The sequence below is a fragment of the Bradyrhizobium sp. UFLA01-814 genome (genome assembly GCF_046718885.1).
Taxonomy (GTDB): Bacteria; Pseudomonadota; Alphaproteobacteria; order Rhizobiales; family Xanthobacteraceae; genus Bradyrhizobium; species Bradyrhizobium elkanii.
The window spans coordinates 1-14,021 of sequence record NZ_JAQOSR010000201.1 but is presented as its reverse complement, the minus strand read 5'-3'; the positions used below and the strand labels follow the sequence as shown (position 1 = coordinate 14,021).

15 protein-coding genes are annotated in these 14,021 nt (G+C 58.3%); 4 read left to right on the top strand and 11 right to left on the bottom strand.

Annotated elements, in window-relative coordinates; genetic code table 11:
- Nucleotides 1–239: 239 nt before the first annotated feature.
- The 4 genes from PMN64_RS37480 to PMN64_RS37465 form a co-directional block, all read right to left on the bottom strand.
- Entirely contained in the window at nt 240–614 is a 375-nt protein-coding gene (locus PMN64_RS37480; RefSeq protein ID WP_411784390.1) for a hypothetical protein, read from the bottom strand.
- A 95-nt stretch (nt 615–709) separates the two neighbouring features.
- Nucleotides 710–1,174, bottom strand: a complete 465-nt coding sequence (locus PMN64_RS37475) for a hypothetical protein (protein ID WP_411784389.1) — start codon at nt 1,172–1,174, stop codon at nt 710–712.
- Nucleotides 1,175–1,720, bottom strand: coding sequence for a hypothetical protein (locus tag PMN64_RS37470; RefSeq protein WP_411784388.1), 546 nt, complete (start codon nt 1,718–1,720; stop codon nt 1,175–1,177). It abuts the gene before it with no gap.
- A gap of 436 nt (nt 1,721–2,156) precedes the next feature.
- Nucleotides 2,157–3,263, bottom strand: a complete 1,107-nt coding sequence (locus PMN64_RS37465; RefSeq protein ID WP_411784393.1) for a TlpA disulfide reductase family protein — start codon at nt 3,261–3,263, stop codon at nt 2,157–2,159.
- A 589-nt stretch (nt 3,264–3,852) separates the two neighbouring features.
- Between PMN64_RS37465 and PMN64_RS37460 the strand changes: the two genes are divergently transcribed.
- A complete protein-coding gene (locus PMN64_RS37460) occupies nt 3,853–4,872 on the top strand; it encodes an IS701 family transposase (RefSeq protein WP_411784387.1) in 1,020 nt (339 codons plus the stop codon).
- 369 nt (nt 4,873–5,241) lie between these two features.
- On the opposite strand, the gene PMN64_RS37455 is transcribed toward PMN64_RS37460, so the two are convergent.
- Together PMN64_RS37455 and PMN64_RS37450 are read right to left on the bottom strand one after the other, a co-directional pair.
- Nucleotides 5,242–5,559, bottom strand: a complete 318-nt coding sequence (locus PMN64_RS37455) for a hypothetical protein (protein WP_411784386.1) — start codon at nt 5,557–5,559, stop codon at nt 5,242–5,244.
- A 451-nt stretch (nt 5,560–6,010) separates the two neighbouring features.
- Nucleotides 6,011–6,235 (bottom strand): transposase, encoded by a 225-nt coding sequence (locus PMN64_RS37450; RefSeq protein ID WP_411784385.1) that lies wholly within the window; start codon nt 6,233–6,235, stop codon nt 6,011–6,013.
- A gap of 344 nt (nt 6,236–6,579) precedes the next feature.
- Here PMN64_RS37450 and PMN64_RS37445 point away from each other — a divergent pair, with 344 nt between their 5' ends.
- Both PMN64_RS37445 and PMN64_RS37440 read left to right on the top strand, forming a co-directional pair.
- Nucleotides 6,580–7,365, top strand: coding sequence for a 4'-phosphopantetheinyl transferase family protein (locus PMN64_RS37445; protein ID WP_411784392.1), 786 nt, complete (start codon nt 6,580–6,582; stop codon nt 7,363–7,365).
- A gap of 366 nt (nt 7,366–7,731) precedes the next feature.
- Nucleotides 7,732–8,079, top strand: coding sequence for a transposase (locus PMN64_RS37440; protein ID WP_411784384.1), 348 nt, complete (start codon nt 7,732–7,734; stop codon nt 8,077–8,079).
- 188 nt (nt 8,080–8,267) lie between these two features.
- On the opposite strand, the gene PMN64_RS37435 is transcribed toward PMN64_RS37440, so the two are convergent.
- From PMN64_RS37435 to PMN64_RS37415, 5 genes are all read right to left on the bottom strand, one after another.
- Nucleotides 8,268–8,651 carry a tyrosine-type recombinase/integrase gene (locus PMN64_RS37435; protein WP_411784383.1) on the bottom strand — a complete coding sequence of 128 codons (384 nt, stop codon included), beginning with the start codon at nt 8,649–8,651 and terminating at the stop codon, nt 8,268–8,270.
- Nucleotides 8,652–8,659: 8 nt separating this feature from the next.
- Nucleotides 8,660–9,265 carry a tyrosine-type recombinase/integrase gene (locus PMN64_RS37430; RefSeq protein WP_411784382.1) on the bottom strand — a complete coding sequence of 202 codons (606 nt, stop codon included), beginning with the start codon at nt 9,263–9,265 and terminating at the stop codon, nt 8,660–8,662.
- Nucleotides 9,262–9,759, bottom strand: coding sequence for a hypothetical protein (locus PMN64_RS37425; protein ID WP_411784381.1), 498 nt, complete (start codon nt 9,757–9,759; stop codon nt 9,262–9,264). The genes PMN64_RS37430 and PMN64_RS37425 overlap by 4 nt, the downstream gene beginning before the upstream one ends.
- On the bottom strand, nt 9,756–10,379 hold the full coding sequence (locus tag PMN64_RS37420; RefSeq protein ID WP_411784391.1) for a site-specific integrase: 624 nt from the start codon (nt 10,377–10,379) through the stop codon (nt 9,756–9,758). The genes PMN64_RS37425 and PMN64_RS37420 overlap by 4 nt, the downstream gene beginning before the upstream one ends.
- A 136-nt stretch (nt 10,380–10,515) precedes the next feature.
- Nucleotides 10,516–11,382, bottom strand: a complete 867-nt coding sequence (locus tag PMN64_RS37415; protein ID WP_411784380.1) for a hypothetical protein — start codon at nt 11,380–11,382, stop codon at nt 10,516–10,518.
- 886 nt (nt 11,383–12,268) lie between these two features.
- Here PMN64_RS37415 and PMN64_RS37410 point away from each other — a divergent pair.
- Nucleotides 12,269–14,021: formyltransferase family protein (locus PMN64_RS37410; RefSeq protein ID WP_411784379.1), on the top strand; the 1,753-nt coding region annotated here is incomplete at its 3' end.

Here is a 14,021-nt window from a genome sequence, read left to right as displayed (position 1 = left end):
ACCGAAGTCGCTGAGGCTTGCTATGGAATGGCCTAGATAAATCTGCCCCTCGTTCATGCTATGGTCTTCCAGCGACCTAATGAAATCAAGGCGTTAGACTTCTGTTGCGATATCGTCAAACCAGAGTTCTCTACGCTATTATACGATGAGGGCTCCTGCTTTATCCTGTAGCGACCGAGCCTACTCTACAGCCCTACTGCATGCCCATCCGCTTACGACCCGAATGCACCACAATGCAGTCACTTAAGAACTGCGATCAACTGAGCCACAAGCTTTTCGCGATCTGCGGCACGCAGCTTATCAAGATTGATCTGCTTCCATCGGACTGCGGGAAGCTCTGCCGCTCCATCGACACCCAGCAGAGCCCAATCTGGCTTCCCGAGCTTGAATCCGATCAGAAATTCCCGATGCTCCTTCGGCATCTTTCCAGATACCTCGGCGATCAAGTCCTCGCGGGCCTTCAATAGCTCATCCAGGGAGACCGGATTTGAGGTCATACCCTCGAAGCCGTGCTCGAATTCCTGGCGGATAAGCCGCGTCTGGAAGGCCGTGATCGCCTCATCCTCGATCTCGTGATTTCGGTCACGACGAGGTAGTTCGTCAAAGTGACTCATGAGCTTAGCTTGATGTGGGCGTTCGGTTGTTTCTATTGCGGCGGACGGTATTGCTAGCCCCCGCAACCAAGATTTCAAGCGTATCCTTCTGTCAGTCACCGCGTAGCGCGTCGCACCCGCCGACCGTAACGCTCGTTATCGGTCGGATCGGGGTGCTTGCCGCCGCCCTTCCAGTCGTCAGAGATCAGCCAGTCCTCGAAATAGTAGAGCCACGTTGTTGCCCAAGGTACGAATGTCTGATCGATCCGCACCGTGCCAGTCCACTCGCGCGTTCCTGGCAATGTGAGGCACAGGCGCAGGGGGTCATGATAGACATGCGGCACGGGCCGCTCGCCTGCCAAAGCCGAAAGCTCGGGGTCCGTGACAAAGACGCTTGGCGTTTCGCCGCGCTGGAATGTGATGCGCATGGAGTACTCGCGACTGAGGGGTGTCGGCCGGTCACGATAATTCCAGATCAAACCTGTCGCGTGCAGCCGACCGGTTCCCGCGCAAATCGGATTGGCGCGCAGAAACATGAACTGCTGCGCTGGTGTCAGATCGGGGCGGTTACGCGAAAACACCTAGTCCCCGAAGAACGTGTTGGAGCGAACCGGCGTAGCATTGGCCGAGCTAGACAGCGTGAGTCCGATCGTCGGCGCGACATAGAGCTTCTTGGCCGTGCGCGTCTGCGAAATGTCTTCGGTGCGGGCATCCATAACTTTGCGCACGACCGAACTCCCCAGGCTGCTTTCCAAGCTCTTGCCGATAACGTCGATGCCCTGCAAATCCGGCAGGGCCTCGAAGTCTGCCAGCGCCTTCGCATGCCACTCGTAGAACGCGGCGACGCGAGCCGGCTCGGTATTCCAGCGCTCGGCAAAGTTCTCGCCGACCGTAGTTTCGTTGGCCACGACATAGATACGCCGGCCGTTGGCGATCGGCTTATCGATGACGTGCGGCATCAGCCGAACCGTTGCGATCAGAACATCGAGTTCGGAATCGAACACGAAGCTCTTGACGCAATACTCATACGACTGCGCCGCCAACGTGGTGATGATGATGGAGATCGGCGCGATTTCCTCAACCACTTCCAGAAAATGCAGGTCGCGGTGCCGCTTGAGGATCTGCACTGTGCGCCGGAGGATTGCGATTGGCGTCGTTCCGTGTCTTCACCACGCCGAAAGTGCCGCCTTAACCAACCCCAAGTTGATTAGATTTGCGGTCAGTCAATCTGACGTCGGTTCCTGCCTCTAAGCCCACCCGTTCAACTTGACCAGCCCATGGTCGAGGCCTGCACAATCGATGCGCGTCCGCGAACATCGCTCCCTCCCGGGTGGGTTCTCCGGTCTCGTCCACCGCACATACCGCAGCGTAATTCAGCGAAACTAGATCATGACTATTCTCCTTCGTATGGGTTGGCCCATGATCGGCAGTCAAAACGTGCCGTGCGGCAAATAGGTCAGGCGATCGCGACCGGATACCCCATCTCTTCCTTCGTCGCTTCATTTGTCCGTCCTTCCGCGGGGCAGACTCTATCTCCATCTCAAGGAAATCCGCAGTGGCAGGTCAATTTGACGCTTTGTGAAAACTGTCTTGCGGAGTTTCGCAAATAGCGCCGTAGCAAGCCTTCTCACCCTTGTAGTTGGCCAGGGCCTGGACCAACGACGAGATTTCTTGCTGTTTCCGTTCAACCGGGCTCTGCTCAGAACTATCTACCGACTTCAGCGCCGCCTCGACCAACTCGATAGCGCGATCCTTGTTGCCGCTCTCGTAATAATACTGAGCGACCGCCGGATAGGTCAGGTACTTGAAGCCGTCCTCCCGTTGCGGAGGATTCAGCACCAGAATCTGTTCGGACAACTCCTTGCCCATCTTAAGGCGTTCGGCCCGCGGGAAGTGCGAGTTATCATTCGCCGGATTGAAGAGTTGGCGCAGCGCCCCTTCCATCCATAGCTCAGAGTTGTTGTCGATCGCGTTCCGAACAAATTGCCGCATGACCGGCAAGCCGGATTGCACGTCACGCAGTTTATGAAGCAACAGATCCGCATGGAGCACGCGGAAGACAAGGACGTCCGGCATCACAGCGACGGCCTCTTCGACAGCCGAAAGCGCTTTCGCCCAATCTCCCGCCCTCAGCGCGGTCGCAACTCTGGCGAGGCGTTCGCCTTCGGCGATCCGCTTTGTATCGGCGGCTTTAGCTTCATCGCTGGTGCGCCACGCGCCGTCCAGAACTTTCGGCAGAATGTCGTCGAGTAGCGTCAAAGAACCGATAAAGACGATGTGGCCATCACGATCGACGACGAATGCGGTGGGAATCCCGCCAGAAAAGCTGCGATCCATCCAGAGCTTGTTCATTTCGCCTGTATAGTCGAAACCAATCCGGTAGTTGAGATTCGGTACCCTTTTGGTTAGCCATGCGTCCAACTTGCTTCGGGCCTCGTCCGCTGTCCCAGCGCGTTCATGAGTTGCGAGTCCTAGGACCTCAACTCCGCTATCTTTGTACTTTTCTTGTAGCTGCACCAGATGTAACAGCGCCGCCGCACACGGTCCGCACCAAGTTGCCCAAAATTCGACGATGTACACTCTCCCTCGCTGGAAGCTCGCGAGGGGTTGGCCGCGAAGCCAGTTCTCCACCTTGATCGGAGGAGCTGGCGATTCTAAGCCCAGCACCATGTCACTCTCCAAAACGATTGCCTGAGGTTGCCCGATATTTTGCGCTGCGCTGATCTCTGATCTGGCCGGGACCGGTGGCGATGCTAATGGGCTGCCCGCGAGCTCCGCGGTGAATATCGGTGACGCCACGCCAAGTGCGACGAGACTCCATAGCATCAGCAGCAAGATCTTCCTCTTAGTAGGAAAGGAGCACATGGGTTCAGGAAGGAGCATTGCTTGTCTCGCGTTGTGCACTGCGGAGTCATTCAGTATTGCTGAGCCTTAGTAGCAACATCCGTGCCAGCACCGGCGGGGTTGACGGTGGCTTCCACCGGATCGAGCCACTGCGCCGGACGACCTCTGGCGTATCGTAGAGCATTGCCGGATCGTTAGCCCGTTCTGATGACGCATCGTCAAACAGGCGGCGCTTCTTGACGAGTTTGCACCCCGCGCATCTCGGCCATCCCAAAGCGGTCTTTTTTGAAGCACAGGATCAATTTGGTCGGCCCTCCTCGAAGCAGTGGTCCTCCAGAACTTCGGATATGGGGAAGTTAGGTTACGTGCATGAGTTTGGCATCCGAAAATATGCGAACTGACGAAAGCACAAGGAATGCGCTGTCCGCTGCGCCAGACGCGGAAAATCGTCTTCTTTGATGACCGTGTGGAGACATTCCAAAACTCATTGTGCGCTGTGTCGACATCCCTGTGCGCGCCGGAACCGGTCCTGGTCATCGATGAGACCGGCTTTTTGAAACAGGGCAAGGCCTCGTGCGGGGCCGCACGCCAGTACACTGGCTCGGCGGGCAAGATCACCAATTGCCAGATCGGAGTGTTCGGCTGCTATGTGTCGCGGCATGGCCATGCCTTCATCGACCGGGCGCTCTACCTGCCAAAGGAATGGACGGACGATCCCGCTCGCCTGAAGGCAGCGCATGTACCGAGCGATGTGGGCTTTGCGACGAAGCCCAAGATCGCGCGTCAAATGATCACTCGCGCGATCGTCGCAAAGGTGCCGTTCTCGTTCGTGGCGGCGGACAGCGTGTATGGCACCGGAGAGATCGAAACTCTGCTGCGCAAGGCGGGCAAAGGTTATGTTCTGGGTGTTGCTTCCAATCATGTGTTCAGGTCCTGGGGCAAGCAGCAGCCTGTCGCCGGCACTGCCGCCACGATCGCGCAAAACCTTCCCAAGAAGGCCTGGCGCCGCCTGTCGTCCGGCGGAGGGACCAAAGGTCCGCGCTGGCACGACTGGGCCTATCTCGAATTGGCCGATCTCGAAGTCAGTGAATACAACGACGAGCTTGCCGGGGAATGGACGCGGGGTCTTCTGGTCCGCCGCAATATCGCCGACGGCAGCTTGGCCTTTTTCTCCACATGGTGCCCCAAGGGTACGTCCATACAGAAGCTGGTGTCGGTGGAAGGCCATCGCTGGGCCATCGAGGACAGTTTCGAAACCGCTAAGAACGAGCTCGGCCTTGATCACAACGAAACCCACTCCTGGCATGGCTGGCATCGCCATGTCTCACTCGTCATGCTTGCCTTCGCCATGATGGCCGTCATCCGTCATCAGGCCTACACCGGGCCGTCGCTCAAAAAAGCGCGACCGCGGACTCGACCGAAGCCTCGTTTTTGATCCGCTGGTCGATCCAGGAAATCCGCCGCATCGCCATGAAGCTTGCCCAGCGGCGCATCCCGCACGCCCACATCCTCGCATGGTCGTCCTGGCGCAGAGCCCATCAGGCCAACGCGCGCAAAGCCCATCTCAAGAAAAAAACTGCAACTGTAATGCTAGCTAGGTCTCTGGGCGGGCTCCGGGTAGAATCCCTACCGGCTCGCGAGTCCTTCTGGAGCTCGCCCTCCCGCGGGGTACGCACGGCCTCTCTTATTGAGGGTATCTGCTACGAGAATATCCTTATTTGCGGTTAGCGCCAAAGCAGTGCGTCCGTTCCAATACCAAAGCGTCAGGATGGCACTCACAGGCCCTGGATGTTGACTAGCCTTTTCAATCCAACCTATAGGACGCCTGAAAGAACGTACCCCAGCGCTCCATGCTGAACTTCGAAAACTGAGTTCCGGTCATTCCCGGGCCACCACAGCCTGTGCATGTCGTTTGGCTGTCCGTTTTGGTCCACATCGCCCAATAGCGCCCGCCGACGCCGACGCTGAAGTTTTTCGTGATGAGGTAGGACAATACGCCTTCAATCTGGACGCCGCCGCCTCCATTCCCACGTTGTTCATCGAAGGTGGTCGTCGGGCGCAACAGATGATGGTCACGCCCTCTGAAATCGGTCCAGGGCAGATAAGCGACGTCCGTGCTCAAACGCCAACGCTCGGTAAGCATGGTTTCGGCGTGTGGCGACGCGTGCAGACCCCGACGGGGTGATCAACAGGCCATTCTGTGCGCGTGTTTGATCACCGCACGGCGTCGCCGTTGGCGGGAAGCGTTCATTAGACGACGTCGCCAACACGACAGCTGACGTTCGGCGATCCCGGATGTACATGAAGCGGGGACGGTAACAGGAAGAACACATGGCTGAGACAGTTCATCCCGCCTCTCGATCGCTATCTAAGAACCCTGCGACCGTCAGAGCGTCAGCGTTGGCGCTGCGCTGATGGAATTGATCGCCGCCAACGAGGACTAAGCGGCACTCGCGGTCAGATCGCGGCCGCGATCCCCGCTCGACGAGATCAAGCGGATCGACCGGCAGGCCCGTCGGGACACATGATCCGCTGGTTCGTTGCTTCTTCGACGGCGAATGGCTGTTCGGCGCTCAACCTATGCACGGCACTTCGCGACGTCGGTGGGGTCGATCCCGGCCCCGCGATGCCGGCCGGTGCCATTTCTCCTCTGCTCCCATTCTGCTGGGGGCCAGTCCGATCCAAGCTGCAAGGTCGCGGCTCGACTTGAAGGCACTGGCATTGACGACGGTCGCCAGAAGTCTCTTTGAAGACCGTCTTTTCGAAGGTGCATACTCGCAGCCAAATTGATCTGGCACGGGTATTGACGCCGGGTGGCGTTTTTCGTGTCACATACAAGCCGGCGGACGATCGCGCCCGAGGTGTCCGTGGTCACACGTCAACAGAGGATGTTGTCTGCTGGCTGAAACGAGCGCGGTCCGCGCTCTTTGGATTTTTGACGAACGCGAGCAGTCTTGATCTCATCATCGGCTTATCAGTGTGGTATGCCAATCCCGAGGTCGTGAAACAAAACTGTCATCGTAGAAGCATGCCCAGGATGCATCAAATACGAGCCCAGGTGGAAAACAAGCAATCCCAATAGCTCTGCTGAGCGAGGAACTGCTGTCCGCTGACATCGGATTCGGCGCGGCGGTTGACTGTGATGATGATTGGTTCTTCCCTGATCGGCCTCTCGCGAGACGAGATTCACTTGTGGCTTGCGAGCGACCAGATCGATCCCGCGAAAGCGGCGACTTACCGATTGCTTCTGAGCCTGGATGAAAGGCAACAAGAGCGAAGGTTTCGCTTTGATCGTGATCGAGCGCGATATCTTCAAACGCGCGCACTCGTTCGTACAGTGCTATCTCGATATGAGCCAATTGATCCGAAAGATTGGGCTTTCTCAGTCAACCCCTACGGACGCCCAGAGATCGACGAGACGAAGACAGAAGTGGCTGGTCTCTGTTTCAACGTGTCCCATACAGCCGGGTTGATCGCGCTCGCCGTCGCGAGAAGCCGCGGGATAGGAATTGACGTCGAAAACATTTTCGTTCGCGAAAGCCCGCTTGATGTGGCGAGACAAGTGTTCACGGCGGCTGAACTTGCAGAGTGCGGCCGACTGCCGCCGGAGCAGCAGCTTGATCGCTTCTTCCAACATTGGACCTTCAAAGAATCCTATATCAAAGCTCGCGGAATGGGCGTGTCTCTCCCCCTGCGGAAGGTCGACGTTCGGCTCGAACGGGACGGCCTGGTTGAACTGCAAATCGCTCCAGACTTGTCCGATGACCCGGCAAGATGGCAGTTTTGGCAACTTCGTCCGGCACAAGAATATCTGCTAGCGATCTGCGCGGAGAAGGTGGGGCAACGATCACCCGATATTCTGGTGAAGAGGACGACGCTCGGCAGCGAGCAAGATGTTACAGTGCAGTTTGATCGCGTCTCAGCTTAGCATGAAAGCTGCACGTTTTCTCACGCATCCGTAGTCACACGCAATTTGCTGCGCAGTTTTGCCCAAATCGCGGATTTTGCCCACTGTGCAGTCTTGCTCTCGCGGGAGCGAGGCCGCCGCGCGCTTTTCCTCGCTCACGCAGTTGGAGCATGCTTCAACTACTCGCTAGCTTGGCGGGGACAATCGCGCGGTTGGAGCGGAAGGCGATCAATTTGTGATTGAATATCACTGTGCTGTTGATGATTGGTAAGCGGCAAAGAGACCCCGTCTGGCGGAGTGGATGAGCGATCGGCTATCGGCTGCTGAGTTTGTCAGCCGATGTGAGATTCTATGTCTGCGCCTAGTTCTGGAACTAGAACCTTCCATATGATCGAAGCGGTCGCCGACCGTCTTGAGGGAGCGCCGCGTCAGCTTCGCCGACGCTGGTCGGACGAGTTCAAAGCGCAAGTTGTGACAGAGGCGCTGGAGCCTCGCGCGAGCGTATCGGCGATCGCCCGCCGGATCGGCATTCACCCGTCGCAGCTGTTCGCCTGGCGCCGTGATGCTCGGGCCGAGCGGCATTATCGCTCGCGGCCCTCGAGTTGCGAGGGTGTGGTGGCTTCTGTGCCAGGCGCAGTGATCGAGATTGCCATTGGCGAGGTGGTCGTGCGCGCCGGCGTGGATGTCGACGAGGCGCACTTGCAGCGGGTGATCCGCGCGGTCCGTTCGGCATGATCCCCTCTGGTGTGAAGGTGTTCCTGGCCAGCCATCCGGTCGACTTCCGCAAGGGTATCGATGGCCTTGTTGCGCTTGTGCGATGCGGGGCTCAGATCCGTTCTTATGTGTCGGACGAGATTATGTGGCGGAGGCGCCCTAATGCCAGCCAGGGCCGGCCACGGCTGGATTCCTCCGCCACATAATAATTAGATGTTGGCCAGCAGCTGCAGGATGGTGTCGTTCGGCCGGAAGCGCGCGCTGCGGTCGCCTGAGACGCCCGCCTTCTCGAGTCCCCGGCGCATCATCTCGACATCCGCAGCGGCGTATCGGTGGGTTGTGGCGACCTGAGCATGGCCAAGCCAAGCCTGGATCGTCAGGAGGTCCACGCCTGACCGGAGAAGCTTCATGGCGAGGGAATGCCGGAAGATGTGCGGCGATATCGGCTTGCCCTCCAAGCTTGGCCTCGTGGACCCGGCCTGGGAGGTGGCACGCCGCACGATGTGTGTCGCGCCGAAACGCGTCAGGCGCTCGTTGTGGACCCCGACGAAGATCGGCCGCGGTTCATGATTGGCGAGGCCGCGTTCGCTCAATAGGTCCGTCAGCGATCGCACCAGATCTTAGGAATGGGAACGACGCGATCTCGGCGTCCCTTGCCGTGAAGCAGCACCTGCGGGCGTCCTCGCTCCAACTCAAGGTCGTTCGCGTTGACGCCGGTCGCTTCGGACACGCGTGCGCCGGTTCTCGCCAAGAAGAGCAGAAAGGCCCGATCTCGCCGGCCGCGGGGCATCGTCTGATCAGGGGCTGCGATGATGGCCTCCACCTCGGCGTTGGTGAGGTGATGCGTCACCTCGATGTGGGCCCGTTTGGTGGGGATCGTTAGAACCCGTTGGGTGACGCCGAACGAGGCGGGATCGGCGGCAGCGACGTGATGGAAGAAGGATCGGATCGCGGCTAGTCGGGCGTTGCGCGTTGCGACGGAGTTGTTCCGCTTCTCCTCGAGCTCGTCAAGAAAGGCGAGAACAAGGTCCCGATCGAGATCCTCAAGGGCCAGCGCCGCCGGCTTCTTCCTCAAATGGGCGGCGGCAAAGAGGATCAGCATGCGCAAGGCATCGCGATAGCTGGCCAAGGTCGCGTTGCGCTGCTTGGTCAACCGGCGACGAAAGTACGACTCCAGGAGCGGCGCCAGCAGGAGGTGTTCGCTCATGCCGCGCCTCCGTCGAGGTAGGCGCGCTCAGCCTTGACCACTTCGCCCGATCGTAACCCCGTGCTGGCCAACAATCCGATTAGCGTCGCCATCGTGCGGCCCCTGAGAGGGTTCCCTGGCGAAATGAAGCTGCATGCGTCGATAAGCGACGTCAGTTCAGCCTCACTTAGGATGCGCGGCGGCGGAATCGCCCTGGACCGCGGGAAAGCTTTGCGCTCCAAGACCTCGGTCTGGGGGGCGTAGACGACCAGGTACTCGTAGAATCGGCGGAGCACGCCGTGACGGACCGCGCGGCTGTCGGCGGCGCCACCGAACGACAGGACGAAGTCCAGCGCCATCGTCCGGGTGGCGGGCGCACCCAGCCGAGATCGCTCGACGTAGCGAACGAAAGCCCGCAGCGTGCCGGCTTGCTTGTTGAAGGCGTAGCCGAGGGAGCGGCGCAGCTCGATGTAGCGCTCGACCTTGTCGCCGAGGAATGCGGCGAAGGCGGTCATGCGGCGCCTCCCGGAAAGGGGAGCGCGACCTCAGCGAGCTGCGAGGCCGCGACCTTCACGTACAGCGCCGTTGTGTTGATGCTTCGGTGCACTAGAAGATCGGCGACCTCGTTGATCGGCCTTCGTCGCCCCACGAGCTGGGTGGCTAGACTGTGGCGCAGGAGATGTGCGCCTCCGACGCGACCGAGCTCGATCCCACCATGCTGCAATCGCTTCCGCACGATCCTCGAAACAGACGACGCGTACTTGAATGGTCCCATGGGCGGCGTGAAGGACAGGAACAGATGCTGACTATCGACCTTCGGTCGAGCCCGCAGGATGTAGTCGGCGAGCGCGGCGCCGGTCTCCTCGATGAGCGGGGCCACCCGGTCACGTTTGCCCTTGGTGCGCCGGACAAAAACCTCGCCAGTTCGCCAGTCGATATCCCGGAGCTGAAGAGCGCGTAGCTCGCCGTTGCGAATGCCTGTGGTGGCGAGCAACAACAGGACAGCTCGATCGCGAAGGTCGATCGGCGTCGCCTTGCCGATCGCATCGATGGCGCGGCGAACATTATCCCACGAAAGCCGGGGCGGTAAATGGGCCCGTCGCCAATATGGCGTTCTTGGAACGACGGGAGCCAGATCCTGCTCGTGGTGGCCACCCCAATGCAGAAAGCGGAGAAACGTTCGGATGTGAGAGATCGCCGCCGTGCGAGTGCCGGAGGTCGCCGAGAGTGACAGCCGATACTCGACAGCGGCAAGGACATGCTCTGCTACGCTAGGCCAATGCCACGGCTATCCTTCGAGTGCCCGGTGCCGATGTCCAATTGTTCACCGCATGCGCCCAAGTTAGGTTGTTCAGAATAACAAGGTCCCCTGGTTTTAGCTTGAGAATAATCTCGTCACAAAAAAGTTTCTCGTAATCAGCGCCTGAACACCAGCTCCGTCCTGCATTAACGGGGTCCAGTTGGTGCAACTCAAAACCGTCCGGCGGGAACTTGAGAAGTTCGCGCTCCTGCAACATCCGAACGAAAAAGTGAAGACAGCTTTGGTCAACACTACCAATGTTATCCCAAAGGACATTCACATCGCGCCCTAGGAGAAGGGAAAAGCTTCTTTTCGGCCTTGCCATAACAATCGCCAGCAAAAGGCCCGGGATCTCGGATTTCACCTCGGCTACTATTTGGTCATCGGGTACCAAATAATCATCCGGCGAGCTCAGACGATAAAGTGCTTTTGCACGAGTGATCATGCCCCGAGACAATGATTTTGATCCAGGTAATATTTTTGTCGTTTTTTCTCGTAAAAGTCCCCATGCCTCACTTGTGTCGTCGATGTTCAATAGAATTGTTTCTCCTCCGTCTTTACTATTCTCGAAACAATAAAAGCACGACAACTGCATATTAGATATTCTATCTCCTTCGGAATGCGGGGTGACAAACTGATAATCATCTCGGGAATTAACGCTCATGAAGTATTTGGTGATCCGCCGTCGGTGACCAAGAAAATCGGAAAAGCCGGCCTCCAGCTCTAGCTTTTTTTGCAATCCCAGTTCACCGGCAATTTGATGTACGAGGCCGTCCGCCTCGCTCGGTGAGACATTACGAATCAAAATGACACAGTCTCGACTGAGTGCCTCGATCACGCAAGTCACATCCAAGCCGCTGCACCCAAGGGCCAACAGCATGCGCCGATGTGAGAGATCAGGAGTCAGTTGTGGTTGCGACATTCGCCGTGGACCCGTTCTTCGTCGCTTTCGTCGCCTCACGAGCAAGGGCCGTGCCACAGACGTCAGCGGGCATTAAGCGAAAACGCTACTTAGTGCCGAGCCCCGGCCAATCTGCGAAAACGCGATGCGTGGCGAACTTTGCAACATCGAGCGGAATCCCTGCCGCAGGACCCTCTCTCACTCGACGAGCAGACCACCTGAAGAAAGCAGCGGCGAGCATTTTGGCTCGCAAAGGCAATTCGGGCAAGGGGCGGGCGCCCGATCTTGAGTGGTCGTCGCTGTTGACGGCGCGTGCTGTTGTGTTGAGCTCTGTTCGGTTCAAGGCGTTAATGTCCCAAGCCCGACGGCATGACGGCAACCGGCGAGAAGCGAATTGTTTTCTTCAGAATGAGCTCGCGGAAGGTCATTGGCGCGTCCGTTACTTAACGTGAGCGCCAAGGAGATTCTGCTGTATGCGCGGTGATGACGGCGGCTGTTGCAGAGCTTCCGACGACTTTGCGGACGCACATGCGGTGATCGTCGCCAATGACGTCCGTATTGTTGTGCTGAGCTGTGTCTGGTTCAGGACGTCGATGTCCTAAGTCCGACGGCGGCATTCCGAGCGAGGCGCGCGTTGTTTCTTCAGGAAACGCTCGCAGTACGTCACTGGTATGCCGATTGCTTGAAATGCGGGGTGATCCGTTACGGCCTTCATCGTAACCCCTGTCTAAGAGTTCAGATGAAACTTGCTACACCGGTTGGCTCTTGCATCTTTGTTGGTGGTGGTACGCTAGCTATTAGATGTGCTCAGCTAGTGATGGAGATGGGCCACGTGATGCGGGCGGCGCTGTGTGCCGACGCCATATTCCGCGATTGGGCCGCTCTCGCCGATATCTTGTGTGTGACGAGCATTGAAGAGCTATCTGCGCTGCTCAACGCCGAGCCAGTCGAGTGGATATTTTCCGTTGCCAATCCGTTCATATTGCCTGCAGATGTGTTTGGGAAAGCGCGTAGAGGCGCTTTCAATTACCACGACGGTCCGTTGCCGCGATATGCCGGAACTCATGCGACGTCTTGGGCGCTTCTTGCCCGAGAGACCGAACATGGCATCACGTGGCATCGTATCGATCACGGTGTTGGTACTGGTGAGCTGGTCGTCCAACGCCAAGTGTTGATTGCGACGAGCGATACTGCGCTGACGCTGAATCTCAAATGTTATGAGGCTGCTATCGATGGCTTCCGCGAGCTTCTAACTGGCTTAACAAATGGAGAGCTTAGTGCTCGTCCGCAAGCGCTAGCGGACCGAAGCTTTTTCTCGAAAGGTCGACGCCCAGATGCTGCGGGCTGTCTGCGATGGGATCGATCCGCACAAGATCTGGAAGCGATGACGCGCGCCTTAGACTTTGGCCCGTATCATACCAATCCATTGGGGTTGTCCAAGGCTCTCTTAGGCGATGACGTTGTCGTCGTCAGGCGCTTGGAGGTGACGGCTCGGCGCTCGGGCTTTGCTGCGGGGTCTTTAGTTGAGATCCACCCCAGTCACTGGCGTGTGGCGACAGGGACAGAGGATGTTGATGTTTGGCTTAGCAGCTTGGATGGTAAGGCTCTGGATGCGCGGGCACTCGCGAGGCGTTCTGATTCCCATGTAGGCGACCGCCTCCCGATTCTGAGCGATGACGAGGCGCGGAGCATAACGGTTGCGCATGAAATGTTGGCGCCTCGTGAGAGTTTTTGGCGACGGCGGCTTGAACAGTTCAAAACATCCCAGCTTTCCTTTTTGTCGTCTTCAGTAGCTTTGGCTGCACCTCAATGGCAGTTGAGTTCATGGCGAATTCCAGGTGCTTTGGCTGAGCTGTCTCCCAGTAATCGCACGGAATTCTTGCTAACGGCTTGGCTGATCTACCTAGCCCGCATCACGGGAGAATCAGAGCTTCAATTGGGATGGACTCCCGCGCCGAGTGGATCGCGAGCGGGCTTGAAAGCGCTCGAGGTGCTTGTCGCTTCTGTTGTGCCGATGGCAATTACCATCGATCTCGACAATGATTTTGCAGAGGCGCGCACGGTGGTGGCGGCCGAATTCGCTCAGCTGAAGGAGCAGGATAGCTTCGCGCGAGATCTTATTGCGCGCTGCCCAAGGTTGCTCGGTATGGAGGCGTTACGATTGCGCCGGCCCTGGCCCGTTGGCGTTATGCTTACTGTAAGTGGCGAGTCTGCCACTGGTGACCTAGCTTCGAGCCCGACTTCTGAGGCAGCCCTGCCCGGTGAGGCGTCAACATTTGAGGTTTGCGCTCTAGATGGGAGCTTTCGATGGCACTTTGATGCAAGTCGCTTGGAGCCCAAGCATATCGACCGTATGACCCAGCATTTGCAAAATTTGCTATGTGCTGTGAAGGCAGATCCGCGGCAGCCGGTGGGGCGGATTGAACTCTTGTCATCCGCTGAGCGTGCGTATCTGCTGGAGGAGCTGAACCGGACGGCATCGGCCTATCCGTCGGACATGTGCATCCACGAGCTGTTCGAGGCACAGGTTCGCCGTGCGCCGGACGCGGTGGCGGTGGTGCATGAGGAGGAGCGGC